Here is a 14,409-nt window from a genome sequence, read left to right as displayed (position 1 = left end):
GGGGATAAAGTCTCCGCGTTCACCCGGTGTCCAGAACGACCCGCGGTGTTCGACAGCGGTGTTCAGGAAGAGCAGGTGATTCCCATGGCGCTCGGCGCGCTCCGTCCCAGCCCTCTGGTCGAACAGGCCGCCGAGCGGCTGCGCGAGCAGATCGCGTCGGGGCACTGGCCGGTCGGCACCAAGCTGCCCGGCGAGACGACCCTCGCCGGCGAACTCGGCGTCGGCCGCTCCACGGTCCGCGAGGCGCTGCGCGCTCTCGCCGGGGCCGGTCTGGTCCGGGCCCGGCAGGGCGCGGGCGTCTTCGTGACCGCCGACCGGCCCGTCGAGGACTGGCCCGCGCGGCTGCGCGCCGCCGCTGTCGCCGACGTCTACGAGGTCCGCGTCCTGATGGAGGTCCAGGCCGCGCGCCTCGCCGCACGCCGTCGCACCCCCGAGGACGTCACGGCGATGCGCGCCGCCCTCGACGCGCGCAGAGCGACGGCCGAGGAGGGCGGCGCCGTGTTCGTGGACGCCGACATCGCGCTCCACGCGGCGGTCGTGGCCGCCGCCCACAACCCCGTACTCACCGACCTCTTCGCCGAGTTCGCGCCCGCCCTGCGCCAGGGCCTCATCGACCTGCTCGACCTCGTCGACGTACGCGCCGCCGAGGCCGGCCACGGCGACGCGGCGCACACCGCGCTCGTGGACGCCGTCGCGTCGGGCGACGAGGACGCCGCGGAACGCGAGGCGCGGGAGGAACTGGCCGTGATGCGGGGCGCACTGGCACGCCAGGACTGAGGCAGGTGCGGCCCCGTTCGTGTGGCACCCGCGCGAGACCGGCATGGCCAGGGCGGCCCGGAGGTACGTGACCACGCGCGGACCGCACGCTCCTCCGGAAGGGCTTCACATGAAGATCGGCATCATCGGCGCCGGCAACATCGGCGGCAATCTCACCCGCCGTTTCACCGCGGCCGGCCACGACGTGTCCGTGGCCAACTCGCGCGGCCCCGAGACCCTGCGCGACCTCGCCGCGGAGACCGGTGCCACGCCGGTGACCGTCGCCGAGGCGGCCCGCGGCGCCGACGTCGTCGTGGTCACTGTCCCCATGAAGGCCGTCCCCGGCCTGCCCGGTGACCTCCTCGACGACGCGCCGGAGGGCGTCACCGTGATCGACACCGGCAACTACTACCCGCAGCAGCGCGACGGCCGGATCGCCGCCATCGAGGAGGGCATGCCCGAGAGCCGCTGGACCGAGCTCCAGCTCGGCCACCCGGTCGTCAAGGTCTTCAACGGCACCTACGCCCACGAACTCCTCGACAGGCCGCGCCCCAAGGGCGACCCCGAGCGCATCGCCCTGCCCGTCGCCGGCGACGACGACACGGCCAAGACCGTCGTACGCGGCCTGCTCGACGGGATCGGATTCGACTCCGTGGACACGGGCGGCCTGGACGAGTCCTGGCGCCAGCAGCCCGGCACCCCCGTCTACGGCCTCGCTGCGGACGCGGACACCGTCCGCAAGGCCCTCGCGGAGGCGTCCCCGGAACGAACGGCGGAGTGGCGCGCCTGAGTCACCCGGTGCGAGGGCGCGTCACGGGGTGGCCCAGTCCCGCAGCGCGCCCTTGCTCGTGAACTGGGCCACATCCTTGTCGAGGGGACTGTCCGTGTACTGATGGAACTTCCAGGCCGCCTTGATACGCGGCTTGCCGGCCGTCGTGTAGTCGGCGATCCAGAGCCCGTCACCGGCGTAGGACGTCGTGTCGACGGTCAGCCAGAAATTGCGGTTCGTGTAGAGCAGCACCCGGTGATGGGGGCGCAGGCGCTTCACCTCGCGGATGAAGCGGTCCTTCTCCGCGTTGCTCGCGCGGGTGCCCTCCCCGGTCGTCTCCCAGTCCACGGCGAGCAAGTCCCCCGACTTCTCCGGGGCCTTGCTCACGAAGTACTCGGCCTGGGCCGTGAGGTTGCCCGGCCACAGGAAGTGGTAGAAGCCGACGACGCAGCCGCCGTCGCGGGCCAGTTTCGTCTGCGCCGTGAGCCGCGGATTGACGTACGAACGCCCCTCCGTCGCCTTGATGAAGACGAACGACTGGCCCTCCGTGTCGAAGGTGGACTGGTACGAGCTGACGTCGATACCGCGCAGCATGCTGGCCTCCTGGTCGGTGGGGCGACGAGGTCGAATGTCCATCGTCCCCGATCCCGTCCCGTCGGGGTACCTCTTTCCGCACGTTGATCCGCCGGTGCGATGCGGCGCCGCCAGGACGTTTTGTCGGCCGAAGTCTTGGAACACGCTTTACACGGCTTCGTGCAACTGCCGGAGCTGTGTCACTGTCTGACAGGGAGTTGGTCCCGTTGGGGGGCATGGGGTGATCTTGAGAGTGGAGCAGGTCGTGGGACGGCGCAAGGGCGGAATAGGGATCGCGCTCATGACGGTCGCGGTGCTGGTGGGCGCGAGCGCCTGCGGCGGCGGCGGTGGCGACAAGAAAGCGGGCGGTGACGACGAGAAGGCGGCGGGCAAGCCGGGCGTGAGCGCCTCGCCGACACCGGCGAAGCCCAAGGGGCCGCCGATGCTCCTTGAGACCATCACTCCGCTGAACGACGCCAAGGTCGGCGTGGCGATGCCGATCTCGGTGGTCTTCACCAATCCGGTGGCCGCCAAGGCGCGCGCCTCCGTCGAGAAGCACATGAAGGTCAGCACTTCGCAGCCGGTGGCCGGTGCCTGGCACTGGTTCGGCGACAAGCGCGCGGACTGGCGTCCGAAGACGTACTGGCCCGCCGGTACGAAGGTGAAGATCGACGCCGACATGAAGGGTGTCAGCAACGGCAACGGCCGCTACGGCGTGCACGGTTACACGCACTCCTTCACGGTGGGCGACGACGTCCGGGCCGACGTCTCCGTCACCGGGCACACCATGAAGGTGACCAAGAACGGCCAGGCCGTGCGCACGCTGTCGATCAACGCCGGCAGCGCCGAGTTCCCGACCTGGAACGGCACGATGGCCGTCATCGACAAGCAGGAGAAGGTCCACATGACCTCCTGCAGCGTCGGCATCAGCTGCAACAAGGGCAGCGCCAACTACTACGACCTGACGCTGCCCTGGGACGTCCACCTCACCCAGTCCGGCACGTACGTCCACTACTCGACCGGTGACCCGAACCCGGGCAGCGGCTCCGCCCGTGGCTCGCACGGCTGCGTCCACCTGTCGCTGGCCGACGCCAAGTGGTTCTACGGCCAGGTCAAGCAGGGCGACCCCGTCACGATCACGGGCTCGCCGCGGGCCAAGGCTCCGGCCGACAACGGCTACGCGGCCTTCAACCTGAGCTGGGACCAGTGGCTCGCGGGGAGCGGGGCGGGGGAGGGCACGACGGCGACCCTGTGACCGCCGCCGCCCTCAAGCCCCGCTGATCCTCAGCACTCGATGATGTTCACCGCGAGCCCGCCGCGGGCCGTCTCCTTGTACTTGACGGACATGTCGGCGCCGGTCTCCTTCATGGTCTTGATGACCTTGTCGAGGGAGACCTTGTGGCTGCCGTCGCCGCGCATGGCCATGCGGGCCGCGGTGACGGCCTTCACGGCGGCCATGCCGTTGCGCTCGATGCAGGGGATCTGGACGAGGCCGCCGACGGGGTCGCAGGTCAGGCCGAGGTTGTGCTCCATGCCGATCTCGGCGGCGTTCTCGACCTGCTCGGGGGTGCCGCCGAGGACCTCGGCGAGGGCGCCCGCGGCCATCGAGCAGGCGGAGCCGACCTCGCCCTGGCAGCCGACCTCGGCGCCGGAGATGGAGGCGTTCTCCTTGAAGAGCATGCCGATGGCGCCCGCGGAGAGCATGAAGCGGACGACACCTTCCTCGTCGGCGCCGGGCACGAAGTTGATGTAGTAGTGCAGGACCGCGGGGATGATGCCCGCGGCGCCGTTGGTGGGCGCGGTCACGACGCGGCCGCCGGCGGCGTTCTCCTCGTTGACCGCCATCGCGTAGAGGGTGATCCACTCCATGGCGCGGGCCATCGGGTCGCCCTCGGCGCGCAGCTGGCGGGCCGAGTTCGCGGCGCGGCGGCGGACCTTGAGGCCGCCGGGCAGGATGCCCTCGCGGGACATGCCGCGCGAGACGCAGGCCTGCATGACGCGCCAGATGTCGAGGAGACCGGAGCGGATCTCGTCCTCGGTGCGCCAGGCCTTCTCGTTCTCCAGCATCAGCGCGGAGATGGACAGGCCGGTCTCCTCGGCGAGGCGGAGCAGCTCGTCGCCGGTGCGGAAGGGGTACTTGAGGACCGTGTCGTCGGGCACGATCGGGTTCTCGTCGGTCGCCCCCTCCTGTGCAAGCACGGACTCGTCGACGACGAAGCCGCCGCCCACCGAGTAGTACGTCTTCTCCAGGACGAGGGCGCCCTCGTGGTCGTAGGCGAAGATCGTCATGCCGTTGGCGTGGTACGGGAGCGCCTTGCGGCGGTGCAGGACCAGATCGTCGTCGAAGCTGAACGGGATCTCGTGGACGCCGAGCAGGCTGAGCTTCCCGGAGGTCTTGATCGCCTCGACGCGGTCGTCGGCCTTCTCCACGTCGACGGTGCGGGGGGAGTCGCCCTCCAGACCCAGCAGGACCGCCTTGGGGGTGCCGTGGCCGTGTCCGGTGGCGCCGAGGGAGCCGTAGAGCTCCGCCCGTATCGAGGCGGTGTGGGCGAGCAGGCCCTCGTTCTTCAGGCGGCGCGCGAACATGCGGGCCGCCCGCATGGGGCCGACCGTGTGGGAGCTGGACGGGCCGATGCCGATCGAGAACAGGTCGAAGACCGAGATGGCCACGGGGTAACTCCTAGGTGGGGTTTCGGCGGACGCCGTTGTCCGCCGGGTGGTGCGCAGGTTCATACGGGGGCGGTGCATGGGGCGGGGCACCGCTCTCACTGTCCAGTGTGCGCGGTGCCCCGAAATTTCATACGTACAAATGCGTACGAAACTACTTCAGGCCGGGGTACAGGGGGTACTTGTCGGCGAGAGCCGTGACGCGGGCCTTGAGAGGAGCCGCCTCAGCGTCCCCGAACGGAGCGGGGGCCTTCAGCGCTTCGGCGATGATGTCGGCGACCTCGGTGAAGTCCTCGGCCTGGAAGCCACGGGTGGCCAGGGCCGGGGTGCCGATCCGCAGGCCGGAGGTGACCATCGGCGGGCGCGGGTCGTTCGGGACCGCGTTGCGGTTGACGGTGATGCCGACCTCGTGGAGACGGTCCTCGGCCTGCTGACCGTCGAGCTCGGACTCGCGCAGGTCGACCAGGACCAGGTGCACATCCGTGCCGCCGGACAGCACGTTCACGCCCACGGCGCGCGCGTCGTCCGAGGTCAGGCGGGCGGCGAGGATCTGGGCGCCCTCGATGGTGCGCTGCTGGCGCTCCTTGAAGTCCTCGCTCGCGGCGACCTTGAAGGAGACGGCCTTGGCGGCGATCACGTGCTCCAGGGGGCCGCCCTGGAAGCCGGGGAAGACGGAGGAGTTCAGCTTCTTCGCGAAGTCCTTCTTCGCGAGGATGATCCCGCCGCGCGGCCCGCCGAGGGTCTTGTGCGTGGTGGAGGTGACCACGTCGGCGTACTCGACCGGGTTCGGGTGCAGCCCGGCCGCGACGAGGCCGGCGAAGTGGGCCATGTCGACCCACAGGAAGGCGCCGGTCTCGTCCGCGATGCGGCGGAACGCGGCGAAGTCCAGCTGGCGCGGGTAGGCGGACCAGCCCGCGATGATGACCTTGGGGCGGTGCTCCTTGGCGAGGCGCTCGACCTCGGCCATGTCCACCAGACCGGCCTCGTCGACGTGGTAGGCCACGACGTCGAACTGCTTGCCGGAGAAGTTCAGGCGCATGCCGTGGGTGAGGTGGCCGCCGTGCGCCAGGTCCAGGCCCAGGATCGTGTCGCCGGGCTTGGCGAGCGCGAAGAGGGCGGCCTGGTTGGCGGAGGCGCCGGAGTGGGGCTGGACGTTGGCGTACTCGGCGCCGAAGAGGTCCTTGACCCGGTCGATGGCGATCTGCTCGGTGACGTCGACGTGCTCGCAGCCGCCGTAGTAGCGCCGGCCGGGGTAGCCCTCGGCGTACTTGTTGGTCAGGACCGAGCCCTGCGCCTCCATGACGGCGACCGGAGCGAAGTTCTCCGACGCGATCATCTCGAGGGTGGACTGCTGGCGCTGCAGTTCGGCGTCGACCGCGGCGGCGACGTCCGGGTCGAGCTCGTGCAGGGGGGTGTTCATGAGCGACATGGTCGTGGTGTCCCTAGTTGCCGGAGCCGGAGAACGCGTCGTACTCGTCCGCGGAGAGCAGGTCCTTCGGCTCGTCCGAGATGCGGACCTTGAACAGCCAGCCGCCCTCGAACGGAGCGGAGTTCACCAGCGCCGGGTCGTCCACGACATCCTGGTTGGCCTCGACGACCTCGCCGGTGACCGGGGAGTACAGGTCGCTGACGGACTTCGTCGACTCGAGTTCGCCGCAGGTCTCGCCCGCGGTCACCGTGTCACCGACCTCGGGGAGCTGGGCGTAGACGACATCGCCGAGCGCGTTGGCCGCGAACTCGGTGATGCCGACCGTCGAGACGCCGTCCTCGGCGCCCGACAGCCACTCGTGCTCCTTGCTGTAGCGCAGCTGCTGGGGGTTGCTCATGATCTGAATTCTCCTGTACGCGAAGGGGTGCTGCGGAACGAGGGGGGTGTGCGCTGGGTTACTTCCCGCGCCCCCGTGAGGACCGGACGGGCTACTTCTGGCGCTTGTAGAACGGCAGCGCCACGACCTCGTACGGCTCGTGGGCGCCGCGGATGTCCACGCCGACGCCCTCGGTGCCGGGGGCGGCGTGCGTCGCGTCGACGTAGGCGATGGCGATCGGCTTGCCGAGGGTGGGGGAGGGGGCGCCGGAGGTGACCTCGCCGATCACCTGGCCGTCGGCGACCACGGACATCCCGGCGCGCGGCACCCGGCGGCCCTCGGCGATCAGGCCGACGAGCTTGCGCGGCGGGGCGGTCTCGGCGCGCTCGGCGGCGGCCTCGAGCGCCTCGCGGCCCACGAAGCGGCCCTCGTTGCCCGTCTTCTCGAACTTCACGACGCGGCCGAGACCGGCGTCGAACGGGGTCAGCGCCGTCGTCAGCTCGTGCCCGTACAGCGGCATGCCGGCCTCCAGGCGCAGCGTGTCGCGGCAGGAGAGGCCGGCGGGGACGAGCCCGACCGGCGCGCCCGCGTCGGTCAGTGCCTGCCACAGCTTCTCGGCGTGCTCCGGGGCGACGAACAGCTCGAAGCCGTCCTCGCCGGTGTAGCCGGTGCGGGCGATGAGGGCCGGGACGCCGGCGACGGTGCCGGGCAGGCCCGCGTAGTACTTGAGACCGTCCAGGTCGGCGTCCGTGAGGGACTTCAGGATGCCGGGGGACTCGGGGCCCTGGACGGCGATCAGCGCGTAGGCGTCGCGGTCGTCGCGGACCTCGGCGTCGAAGCCCTCGGCGCGCTCGGTGATCGCGTCGAGGACGATCTGCGCGTTGCCCGCGTTGGCGACGACCATGTACTCAGGAAGACCGGCCTCCTGCTCGCCCAGGCGGTAGACGATCAGGTCGTCGACGATCCCGCCGTCCTCCTGGCAGATCATGGTGTAGCGGGCGCGGCCGGGGCCGATCGTGGACATGTTGCCGACGAGGGCGTAGTCGAGGAGGTCGACGGCCTGCGGCCCGGTGACGGTGATCTCGCCCATGTGCGAGAGGTCGAACAGGCCCGCCTTGGTGCGGACCGCGATGTGCTCGTCGCGCTCGCTGCCGTACCGCAGCGGCATGTCCCAGCCCGCGAAGTCGGTCATCGTCGCGCCCAGCGAGCGGTGCAGGGCGTCGAGGGCGGTCTTACGGGGGGCGTTGCTCATGAGTGGTGCTCCAGGATCCCAGGCATGACAGACGAGGGCGATGGTCTTCCTCCCCATCTGTCATCGGAACCTGAGAGGTTCGCCGGCGCCACACGTACAGGTGGTCGCGGCTTGCACCTTGGGTGGAGCGGCCAGGGGCCGCCCGCTTTTCAGATATGCCTCGCCCGCGCGGTACGGGGCCTGAGAGATTCAAGGGAGGAACTTGCTCCTTCGGCGCCCCCGGGGACGCGTAGGCGTCCGGGGAGCTCTCCCGCGCGGATTCAAGCGGCCGGTATGCAGTTGGTCGTGCTCTTGGCGCGCACATCATTGCATGCCGACCGTTCGGGGAAACCACTTGTACGGCATTACCGTCTCTTTACACTTGACGGGCAAGGGTGGCGTGACCGGAACGGGGAGGACGATCACGGTGCACAAGGCAGCGGCGGGTGCGTACGCGGCGGCAGGGGTCGGACAGCGCGCGATGCCCCGCCCGAGGTCGGTGACGGGGCGCGGTCCGGTCGTCAGGGATCTGCGCGGCAGAGGCGGCCGCACGCCGAGGCGCCTCGGCTTCGCGCGGGGTGACCTGATCGTGGTCTCGGGGCTCCCGGGCAGCGGCAAGTCCACGCTGATGCGCCGTGTGGTCGGCGCCGGGGGAGCCGTGCGCATCGACTCGCAGGACGCCCGTGACCGCTGGGCCGCCCGGCTGCCCCGGCTCCTCCCGTACGCCGTGTACCGCCCGCTCGTGCGGCTCGCGCACTTCGCCGGACTGCGACGGGCCCTGCGCTCGGGAGGCAGCGTCGTCCTGCACGACTGCGGGACGCAGGCCTGGGTCCGGCGCTGGCTGGCCAGGGAGGCCGGGCGCCGTGGCGCGGACCTGCATCTGATGCTGCTCGACGTCGACGCCGACACGGCGCTCGCGGGCCAGCGGGACCGCGGCCGTGGGGTCTCGCGCTACGCGTTCGCCCGGCACCGCCGCGCGGTCGCGGGTCTGGTGGAGTCGGCCGAGCGCGGTGACCTGCCGTGGGGCTGCGCGTCCGCGGTGCTGCTCGACCGGGACGCGACGGACGTGCTGAACGGGATCGCCTTCGAGGGCGGTTGACGCCCCGCGACCTCCTGTGAGTGTGCGGATACGGAGGGTGTCGTGTCATCCGCACGCGCTAGGGTTCGGCCGCAGACAGAGCGGTTCCAGAGCGGGTGGTAGGCACATGGACATTCCGGCGCAGGCTCATGCACATCCGTACGGCGGGTGGCCGGCCAACGAGCTGGAGGAGGTGCTCGCCGCCTCCCTCGGGGTCGACTCGGCGGGCGGCCGGATCGTCGAGGTCCTCGGGCGCAGTCAGGTGTGGATACCGCTGCCCCAGGGCGGCGGGCCCGGCAGCCCGAACCTCGACCTGCCGACGCTGGAGATCGAGGGCCAGGCCTATGTGCCCGTCTTCAGCTCGGAGGAGCAGTTCCTCGCGGTCGTCGGCGACCGGATGGGCTGCACGGTCGCGCCGGCCGTCGAGTTCGCGCGCGGGCTGCCCCCGCAGGTCGGCATCGCGGTGAACCCGGACGGCGCCGTCGGCGTCCCGCTGCCCCCGCCCGCCGTCGCCGAGCTGTGCAGGTCCGGCCGTACGCCGCTGGACGGGCCCGCCTCGGGCGGCCGGGTCAGCCTCTACGAGCCCGACTGGCAGAACGACCCGGTCGACTTCCTGGCCGCCGTGCGTGAGGAGTTCGAGGCGGCCGGTGTCGTCCTCACCGCCCGCCGCTGCCTCGCCAGCGTCGAGGGCGGCGACCCCGTCCTCTTCGTCGGCGTCGAGCTGTCGCAGTGGGAGGGCCCCGCGCGCAACCTGCCCATGGACGCCCTGGGCCGCGCCCTGGGCCGGGTTCCGGCGCCCTGGCCGGTGAACCTCGTCCTGCTCGACATCACCCAGGACCCCGTCGGTGACTGGATGCGCGCCACGCTGCGGCCGTTCTACACGCAGGGTCACTGAAAGCCGGGCGCCGGTCCCCGTTCGGGAGAACACGGAAAAGCGGTCGACCGCGCGTACGTCAAGTCGGTGTCAGGATCGCCGCTTAAGCTGGTTTCATGACCTGTCTGGGCGGTCCCGCCACGGGGAGCGGGTCGAAAACGTCGGGTACGTCACGAAGGGGCGGTTACGGGTGAGTGCGTCGGGCACGGCCGCGGCCGGTCAGGTCGAGCACATGCTGCGCCAGGTGACGCCGGGGCGTTACGACGCCTACGAGGCGCTGCTCAACGCGCTCGCGGACCCGGGCGCCGGCCAGGTGTGGATGCTGCTCTGGCACGGCCAGGCAGGATCCCCCGACGCGCAGTACGGGAACATGGAGGTCGACGGCTCCTCGTACGCCCCCTGCGTCACCTCGGCCCAGGAGTTGTCCGCCTCCGGCTGGAGCCGCGCGTACGAGGTCGTCGGCGGGGTCGACGCGGCCCGCACGCTCTACCCCGACCACTACGGTCTCTGGCTCAACCCGCACGCGCCGGGCGGCGGCGTCGGCATCCCGTGGCTCGACCTGCGCCGGATCGCGGGCGGCCTCGACCGCCAGCCCGCCGGGCCCCTGCGGCTGAGCGACCCCGCCATCGAAATCCCCCAGTTCTACGCCCTGCTGACGCAGAACGCGCACCGCACCACCGCGATCCGCTCGCTGCGCCGCGCCTGGGTCCAGCCGACGCTCGGCGCGCCCTATCTGGCGATCGGCCTCGATGTGTACGACACGTCGCCGGTGTCCGTGGACGCGGTGCGCGCGATGATGCAGCAGTCGGTCGTCGCCGTGCCCGACGGGCTGCCCGTCTCCACGGTCGCGATGTCCGACGAGCACGACCCCGTCGCCATGTGGATGCGCGCCACCGCCCGCCCGTTCTACGACCGCGAGGCCCACGCGGCCCCGCCCGCGCCCGCCCCCGTCGCGGGCTACGGGTACCCGCCGCCGCACGGGACGTACTGAACTGTTCGGTCCTCAAGTGACATTACGGAACGCTTGGTTGAACGTAAATGAACCGCCCTTCCGCAGTTCACGTGGATACCAGGTGAGAGCGCTTACGTAATGCCCTGACCAGGTTTCGAGCGCTCCGGTGGAGACTCGCAACTCGCGATCACCGCTGTATAGTCACATTGATTCGGTGGCCGACGGGGGTGGATGGGACGCCCGCGTCCGGTCCACTCCTTAGGGGGGAGCCGTCGTGACAGCAGAAACAACAGCGAGTTACCGAATTCTCGGTCCGCTCGAAGTCATCGGCGGCGATCTGCTGGAATGCCGCATCGCGCGCGGCAGGCAGCAGGTGATCCTGGGCATGCTGCTCCTGGAGGCCAACCGTGTCGTGAGCGCGGAGAGCCTGATCACCGCCGTGTGGGGCGATTTTCCGCCATCCACGGCGCGTACCCAGATACAGGCCTGCATCTCTTCGCTGCGCAGCGCTCTCGGGGAAATCGGTGAAGGCGACGCGATCGTGACCCGGGATCCCGGATATGTGATCCAGGTCGGCGATCAGCAGATCGACAGTCAAGTTTTCGCTAAGAAAGTCTCCGAGGCCAACTCCCTGATTGCCGAAGGGAACACGGGCGCCGCCGAATTGCTCGACGAAGCGCTCGGCCTCTGGCGTGGACGTGCCCTGAGCGGAGTTGTCAGCAGCAAATTGCTGTCGAAGGCGTCGGAGCTCGACGAAAACCGGCTGGTAGCCCTGGAGACGTACACGGACCTCGAGTTGGCGTCGGGGCGGGCCGGCCGACTGGTCGGCTCGCTGCGCGCGCTCGTCGCCGAGCACCCGCTGCGCGAACGCGTGCGCGGCCAGCTGATGCTGGCCCTCTACCGCTCCGGCCGACAGGCGGAGGCACTGGAGACGTACCGCGCCGGACGGCTCCTCGCGATCGAGGAGCTCGGACTCGAACCGAGCGACGAACTCAAGCGGCTGGAACTCGCCGTCCTGTCGGGCGAGGCGGCGCTGCACCCCGCCCCCGAGCCCGTCACCGCGCCGCGGGAGGCGGAGCCGGCGGCCCCTCCCGCACCGGAGCGCGTCGCCGACCCCGGGGCACCGGTGTCCGTCCCGCCGCTGGTGCCGTTCCAACTGCCCTCCGACACGGCCGGGTTCACGGGCCGGGCCGCCCTGATCGAGGGGATCGACCAGGCCCTGCGCGACGACGGCAACCAGGCCACCCGCATCGTGACACTGACCGGGCCGCCGGGCGCGGGCAAGAGCACCCTCGCCGTCCACGTCGCCCACCGTGTCGCCGCCCGTTTCCCGCACGGCCAGCTGTACTGCGACGTCGGCGGCACCCGCGCCCAGCCGCTGACCCCCGCCGCCGTACTCGGCCGGTTCCTGCGCGCTCTCGGGGTGCCCGGCGCAGCGCTGCCGGACGACGTGGACGAGCGTGCGGAGATGTTCCGGCATCTGCTCGCCGACCGCCGGGTCCTCGTCGTCCTCGACAACGTTCGCAGCGAACGCCAGCTGCGCATGCTGCTGCCCGGCAGCGCCAGTTGCGCCGTACTGATCACGGGAGGCCCGCGGATCACCGGGCTCGCCGGGGCCCGTGCGTTCAACGTCGACGTGTTCGAGAACGCCGAGGTCCTCGAAATGCTCGAAGGGGTCATCGGGCCGCAGCGCGTACGCGACGAGGCGGCCGCGGCGGAGACCCTCGGGCACATGGTCGGGCGGCTGCCGCTCGCGCTGCGGATCGTCGCCGCGCGCCTCGCCGCCCGCCCGCACTGGTCCCTCGCCTGGATGGTGGAACGCCTCTCCGACCAGCACCGCACCCTGGACGAACTGGCGCACGGCGACCTGGCGATCAGGACCAGCCTCGCCCTGATGTACAACGGGCTCGACGACGACGCGCGCCGTCTGCTGCGGCTCCTCAGCCTCCTCGACGGCACGTCGATCCCGGCCTGGACGGCCGCCGCCCTGCTCGACACGGGTCTGCCCCGAGCGGCCGACCTGCTGGAGCTCCTCGTCGACGCGCAGATCCTGCACGTCGAGGGGACCGACCCGACGGGGTCGCCCCGCTACAAACTCAACGGGCTCATACGTCTGTTCGCCCGCGAGGAGCTGGACCGCAGCGAGGGGCCCGAGGAGCAGCGCGCGGCGGTCGCCCGCGTCGTCGGCGGCTGGCTGGCCGCGGTGGAGGAGGCCCACCGCCGCATCTACGGCGGCCACTTCACGGTCCTGCACGGTACGGCGCCGCGCCTGCGGTTCCCCGCCGGGTACTTCGACCGTGTGCTCGCCGATCCGCTCGGCTGGCTGGAGTCCGAGCGCGCCAACGCGTGTGCGGCGATCCGGCTCGCGGCCGACGCGGGTGAGGCCGAGGCCTGCTGGGACCTGGCCGTCAGCCTCGTCTCGCTCTTCGAGGCCCGCTGCTATTTCGAGGACTGGGAGCAGACCCATCTGTGGGCCCTCGACTGCGTGCGTGAGGCGGGCGCGCGGCGCGGGTACGGCGCCCTCATGTGCTCGCTGGGATCCCTGCACATCAGCCGCTCGCAGCTGACCGCGGCCGGACAGCGGCTCGCCGTGGCCCGCGACGTCTTCGCCGAACTCGGCGACGTGCACGGGCAGGCCATGACCCGGCGCAACCTCGCCCTGCTCGACCAGCGGCGCGGCAACAACGAGGCGGCCCTCGCGCAGTACCGGCCCGCACTCGAGGAGTTCCGCTCGGCCGGTGACTCGGTCGGCGCCGCGAGCGTCCTCGTGCACATGGCGAGCATGGAGATCGACCGCGACAACGCCGACGCCGCGGGCGCCCATCTCTCCGAGGCCCTGACGATCTGCCGTGCCACCGGAAGCCAGCGGGTGGAGGTGCAGGTCCGCTACGTACTCAGCGTGCTGCGCCAGCGCCAGGGCCGCTACACGGAAGCCGAGGAGATCCTCACGGGCATCCTGCGCCAGGTCCGCGAGCGCCGGGACATGGCTGGGGAGTCGCGCATCCTGCACCGACTCGGACTGGTCAACGCCCGGCTCGGCCGCACCGGGGTCGCCCAGGGCCGGCTGCGTGAGGCCATCGCGATCCGCGAGCGGATCATGGACCGGGTCGGCGCGGCCGAGGCGCGCCTGGAACTCGCTCAGCTGGAGGTCGCCATCGAGGACCGCATGCTCCTCGGCGACCACGGTGGTGTCGTCTGCCGCACCGGTGGACCGGCCGGTCCGACGAACACCGCCGGCCCGGGCCGGACCCGGGGCGACGGTCTGCCGGACAGGCCCTAGGGCCTTCGTCGTACTAGGCGGCGCCCTCGGCCGAGTTGGAGCCCGGGCCCGGCCACGGAGTGTCCAACGGTGTGACGGTGCTGTGCGCGGCAGCGGTGGTGCCGGCCTGTGGGCCGGGCCACGGAGTGTCGTCGGTGGTCGCGCCCAGGCCCAGTGTGAGGGGCAGGACGGCCGCTGCGACGAGTGCTGCCAGGGTGAACGTGGTGGTCCTACGCACGTGTTCCCGCTTTCCCTTGTGAACGGGCCCGGACCTCTGCCCGGACCCAGCCCGTGGATCGTAGGCGACCCCGCTATCACTCAGCTATCGCTGCGCCACCGGCGACGGCACCGGCGGCGACGGCCGAACGGGTCCGCGGCAGCAGCGGACCAGTAGGGCTCGTGGTGATGATGCGTGACGGCGGCCGGAGCAGCGTCGGCCGACAGA

13 protein-coding genes and 2 riboswitches are annotated in these 14,409 nt (G+C 71.2%); of the genes, 7 read left to right on the top strand and 6 right to left on the bottom strand.

Translation table 11 applies throughout. The annotated features are described in order from the left end of the window. The first annotated feature begins 84 nt into the window (after positions 1 to 84). Positions 85 to 777, top strand: coding sequence for a FadR/GntR family transcriptional regulator (locus OHO83_RS16720; RefSeq protein ID WP_266674355.1), 693 nt, complete (start codon positions 85 to 87; stop codon positions 775 to 777). Positions 778 to 886: 109 nt separating this feature from the next. Beyond that, complete coding sequence (locus tag OHO83_RS16715) at positions 887 to 1,546, top strand: NADPH-dependent F420 reductase (protein WP_266674357.1); 660 nt, start codon at positions 887 to 889, stop codon at positions 1,544 to 1,546. A gap of 21 nt (positions 1,547 to 1,567) precedes the next feature. Here the strand turns inward: OHO83_RS16715 and OHO83_RS16710 are convergent, their stop codons facing one another. Further along, positions 1,568 to 2,119, bottom strand: coding sequence for a glycoside hydrolase family 25 protein (locus OHO83_RS16710; protein ID WP_266676638.1), 552 nt, complete (start codon positions 2,117 to 2,119; stop codon positions 1,568 to 1,570). A 280-nt stretch (positions 2,120 to 2,399) separates the two neighbouring features. Between OHO83_RS16710 and OHO83_RS16705 the strand changes: the two genes are divergently transcribed. Then, the gene (locus OHO83_RS16705; protein ID WP_329437736.1) at positions 2,400 to 3,353 is read left to right on the top strand and encodes a L,D-transpeptidase; all 954 of its coding nucleotides are present in this window, start codon (positions 2,400 to 2,402) and stop codon (positions 3,351 to 3,353) included. A gap of 29 nt (positions 3,354 to 3,382) precedes the next feature. Here the strand turns inward: OHO83_RS16705 and OHO83_RS16700 are convergent, their stop codons facing one another. From OHO83_RS16700 to gcvT, 4 genes are all read right to left on the bottom strand, one after another. Beyond that, positions 3,383 to 4,768, bottom strand: coding sequence for an L-serine ammonia-lyase (locus OHO83_RS16700; protein WP_266674361.1), 1,386 nt, complete (start codon positions 4,766 to 4,768; stop codon positions 3,383 to 3,385). A 151-nt stretch (positions 4,769 to 4,919) separates the two neighbouring features. Continuing rightward, positions 4,920 to 6,194, bottom strand: coding sequence for a serine hydroxymethyltransferase (gene glyA, locus OHO83_RS16695; protein WP_323186929.1), 1,275 nt, complete (start codon positions 6,192 to 6,194; stop codon positions 4,920 to 4,922). Positions 6,195 to 6,207: 13 nt separating this feature from the next. Further along, entirely contained in the window at positions 6,208 to 6,591 is a 384-nt protein-coding gene (gene gcvH / locus OHO83_RS16690) for a glycine cleavage system protein GcvH (protein WP_116509676.1), read from the bottom strand. A 91-nt stretch (positions 6,592 to 6,682) separates the two neighbouring features. Further along, a complete protein-coding gene (gene gcvT, locus OHO83_RS16685; protein WP_266674366.1) occupies positions 6,683 to 7,822 on the bottom strand; it encodes a glycine cleavage system aminomethyltransferase GcvT in 1,140 nt (379 codons plus the stop codon). Positions 7,823 to 7,869: 47 nt separating this feature from the next. Continuing rightward, a riboswitch (glycine riboswitch) is annotated at positions 7,870 to 7,981 on the bottom strand. Further along, positions 7,982 to 8,085: riboswitch (glycine riboswitch) on the bottom strand. Between the two features lie 197 nt (positions 8,086 to 8,282). Between gcvT and OHO83_RS16680 the strand changes: the two genes are divergently transcribed. From OHO83_RS16680 to OHO83_RS16665, 4 genes are all read left to right on the top strand, one after another. Then, a complete protein-coding gene (locus OHO83_RS16680) occupies positions 8,283 to 8,900 on the top strand; it encodes an AAA family ATPase (protein ID WP_116513399.1) in 618 nt (205 codons plus the stop codon). A 106-nt stretch (positions 8,901 to 9,006) separates the two neighbouring features. Then, a complete protein-coding gene (locus OHO83_RS16675; RefSeq protein ID WP_266674368.1) occupies positions 9,007 to 9,774 on the top strand; it encodes an enhanced serine sensitivity protein SseB in 768 nt (255 codons plus the stop codon). Between the two features lie 169 nt (positions 9,775 to 9,943). Beyond that, positions 9,944 to 10,744 (top strand): enhanced serine sensitivity protein SseB C-terminal domain-containing protein, encoded by an 801-nt coding sequence (locus OHO83_RS16670; RefSeq protein ID WP_266674370.1) that lies wholly within the window; start codon positions 9,944 to 9,946, stop codon positions 10,742 to 10,744. Positions 10,745 to 10,979: 235 nt separating this feature from the next. Next, positions 10,980 to 13,985, top strand: a complete 3,006-nt coding sequence (locus tag OHO83_RS16665; protein ID WP_266674372.1) for an AfsR/SARP family transcriptional regulator — start codon at positions 10,980 to 10,982, stop codon at positions 13,983 to 13,985. A gap of 13 nt (positions 13,986 to 13,998) precedes the next feature. On the opposite strand, the gene OHO83_RS16660 is transcribed toward OHO83_RS16665, so the two are convergent. Continuing rightward, positions 13,999 to 14,202 (bottom strand): hypothetical protein, encoded by a 204-nt coding sequence (locus tag OHO83_RS16660; protein WP_266674374.1) that lies wholly within the window; start codon positions 14,200 to 14,202, stop codon positions 13,999 to 14,001. Between the last annotated feature and the right edge of the window lie 207 nt (positions 14,203 to 14,409).

The organism is Streptomyces sp. NBC_00569, from assembly GCF_036345255.1.
Taxonomy (GTDB): Bacteria; Actinomycetota; Actinomycetes; order Streptomycetales; family Streptomycetaceae; genus Streptomyces.
This window is presented reverse-complemented; position numbering and strand designations above follow the sequence as displayed.

Bases quoted from the DNA above. Each gene is read 5' to 3' on its own strand.
- glyA (WP_323186929.1), bottom strand. From the start codon at position 6,194: ATGTCGCTCATGAACACCCCCCTGCACGAGCTCGACCCGGACGTCGCC.
- OHO83_RS16680 (WP_116513399.1), top strand. From the start codon at position 8,283: ATGCCCCGCCCGAGGTCGGTGACGGGGCGCGGTCCGGTCGTCAGGGAT.
- OHO83_RS16675 (WP_266674368.1), top strand. From the start codon at position 9,007: ATGGACATTCCGGCGCAGGCTCATGCACATCCGTACGGCGGGTGGCCG.
- gcvH (WP_116509676.1), bottom strand. From the start codon at position 6,591: ATGAGCAACCCCCAGCAGCTGCGCTACAGCAAGGAGCACGAGTGGCTG.
- gcvT (WP_266674366.1), bottom strand. From the start codon at position 7,822: ATGAGCAACGCCCCCCGTAAGACCGCCCTCGACGCCCTGCACCGCTCG.
- OHO83_RS16715 (WP_266674357.1), top strand. From the start codon at position 887: ATGAAGATCGGCATCATCGGCGCCGGCAACATCGGCGGCAATCTCACC.
- OHO83_RS16720 (WP_266674355.1), top strand. From the start codon at position 85: ATGGCGCTCGGCGCGCTCCGTCCCAGCCCTCTGGTCGAACAGGCCGCC.
- OHO83_RS16705 (WP_329437736.1), top strand. From the start codon at position 2,400: ATGACGGTCGCGGTGCTGGTGGGCGCGAGCGCCTGCGGCGGCGGCGGT.
- OHO83_RS16710 (WP_266676638.1), bottom strand. From the start codon at position 2,119: ATGCTGCGCGGTATCGACGTCAGCTCGTACCAGTCCACCTTCGACACG.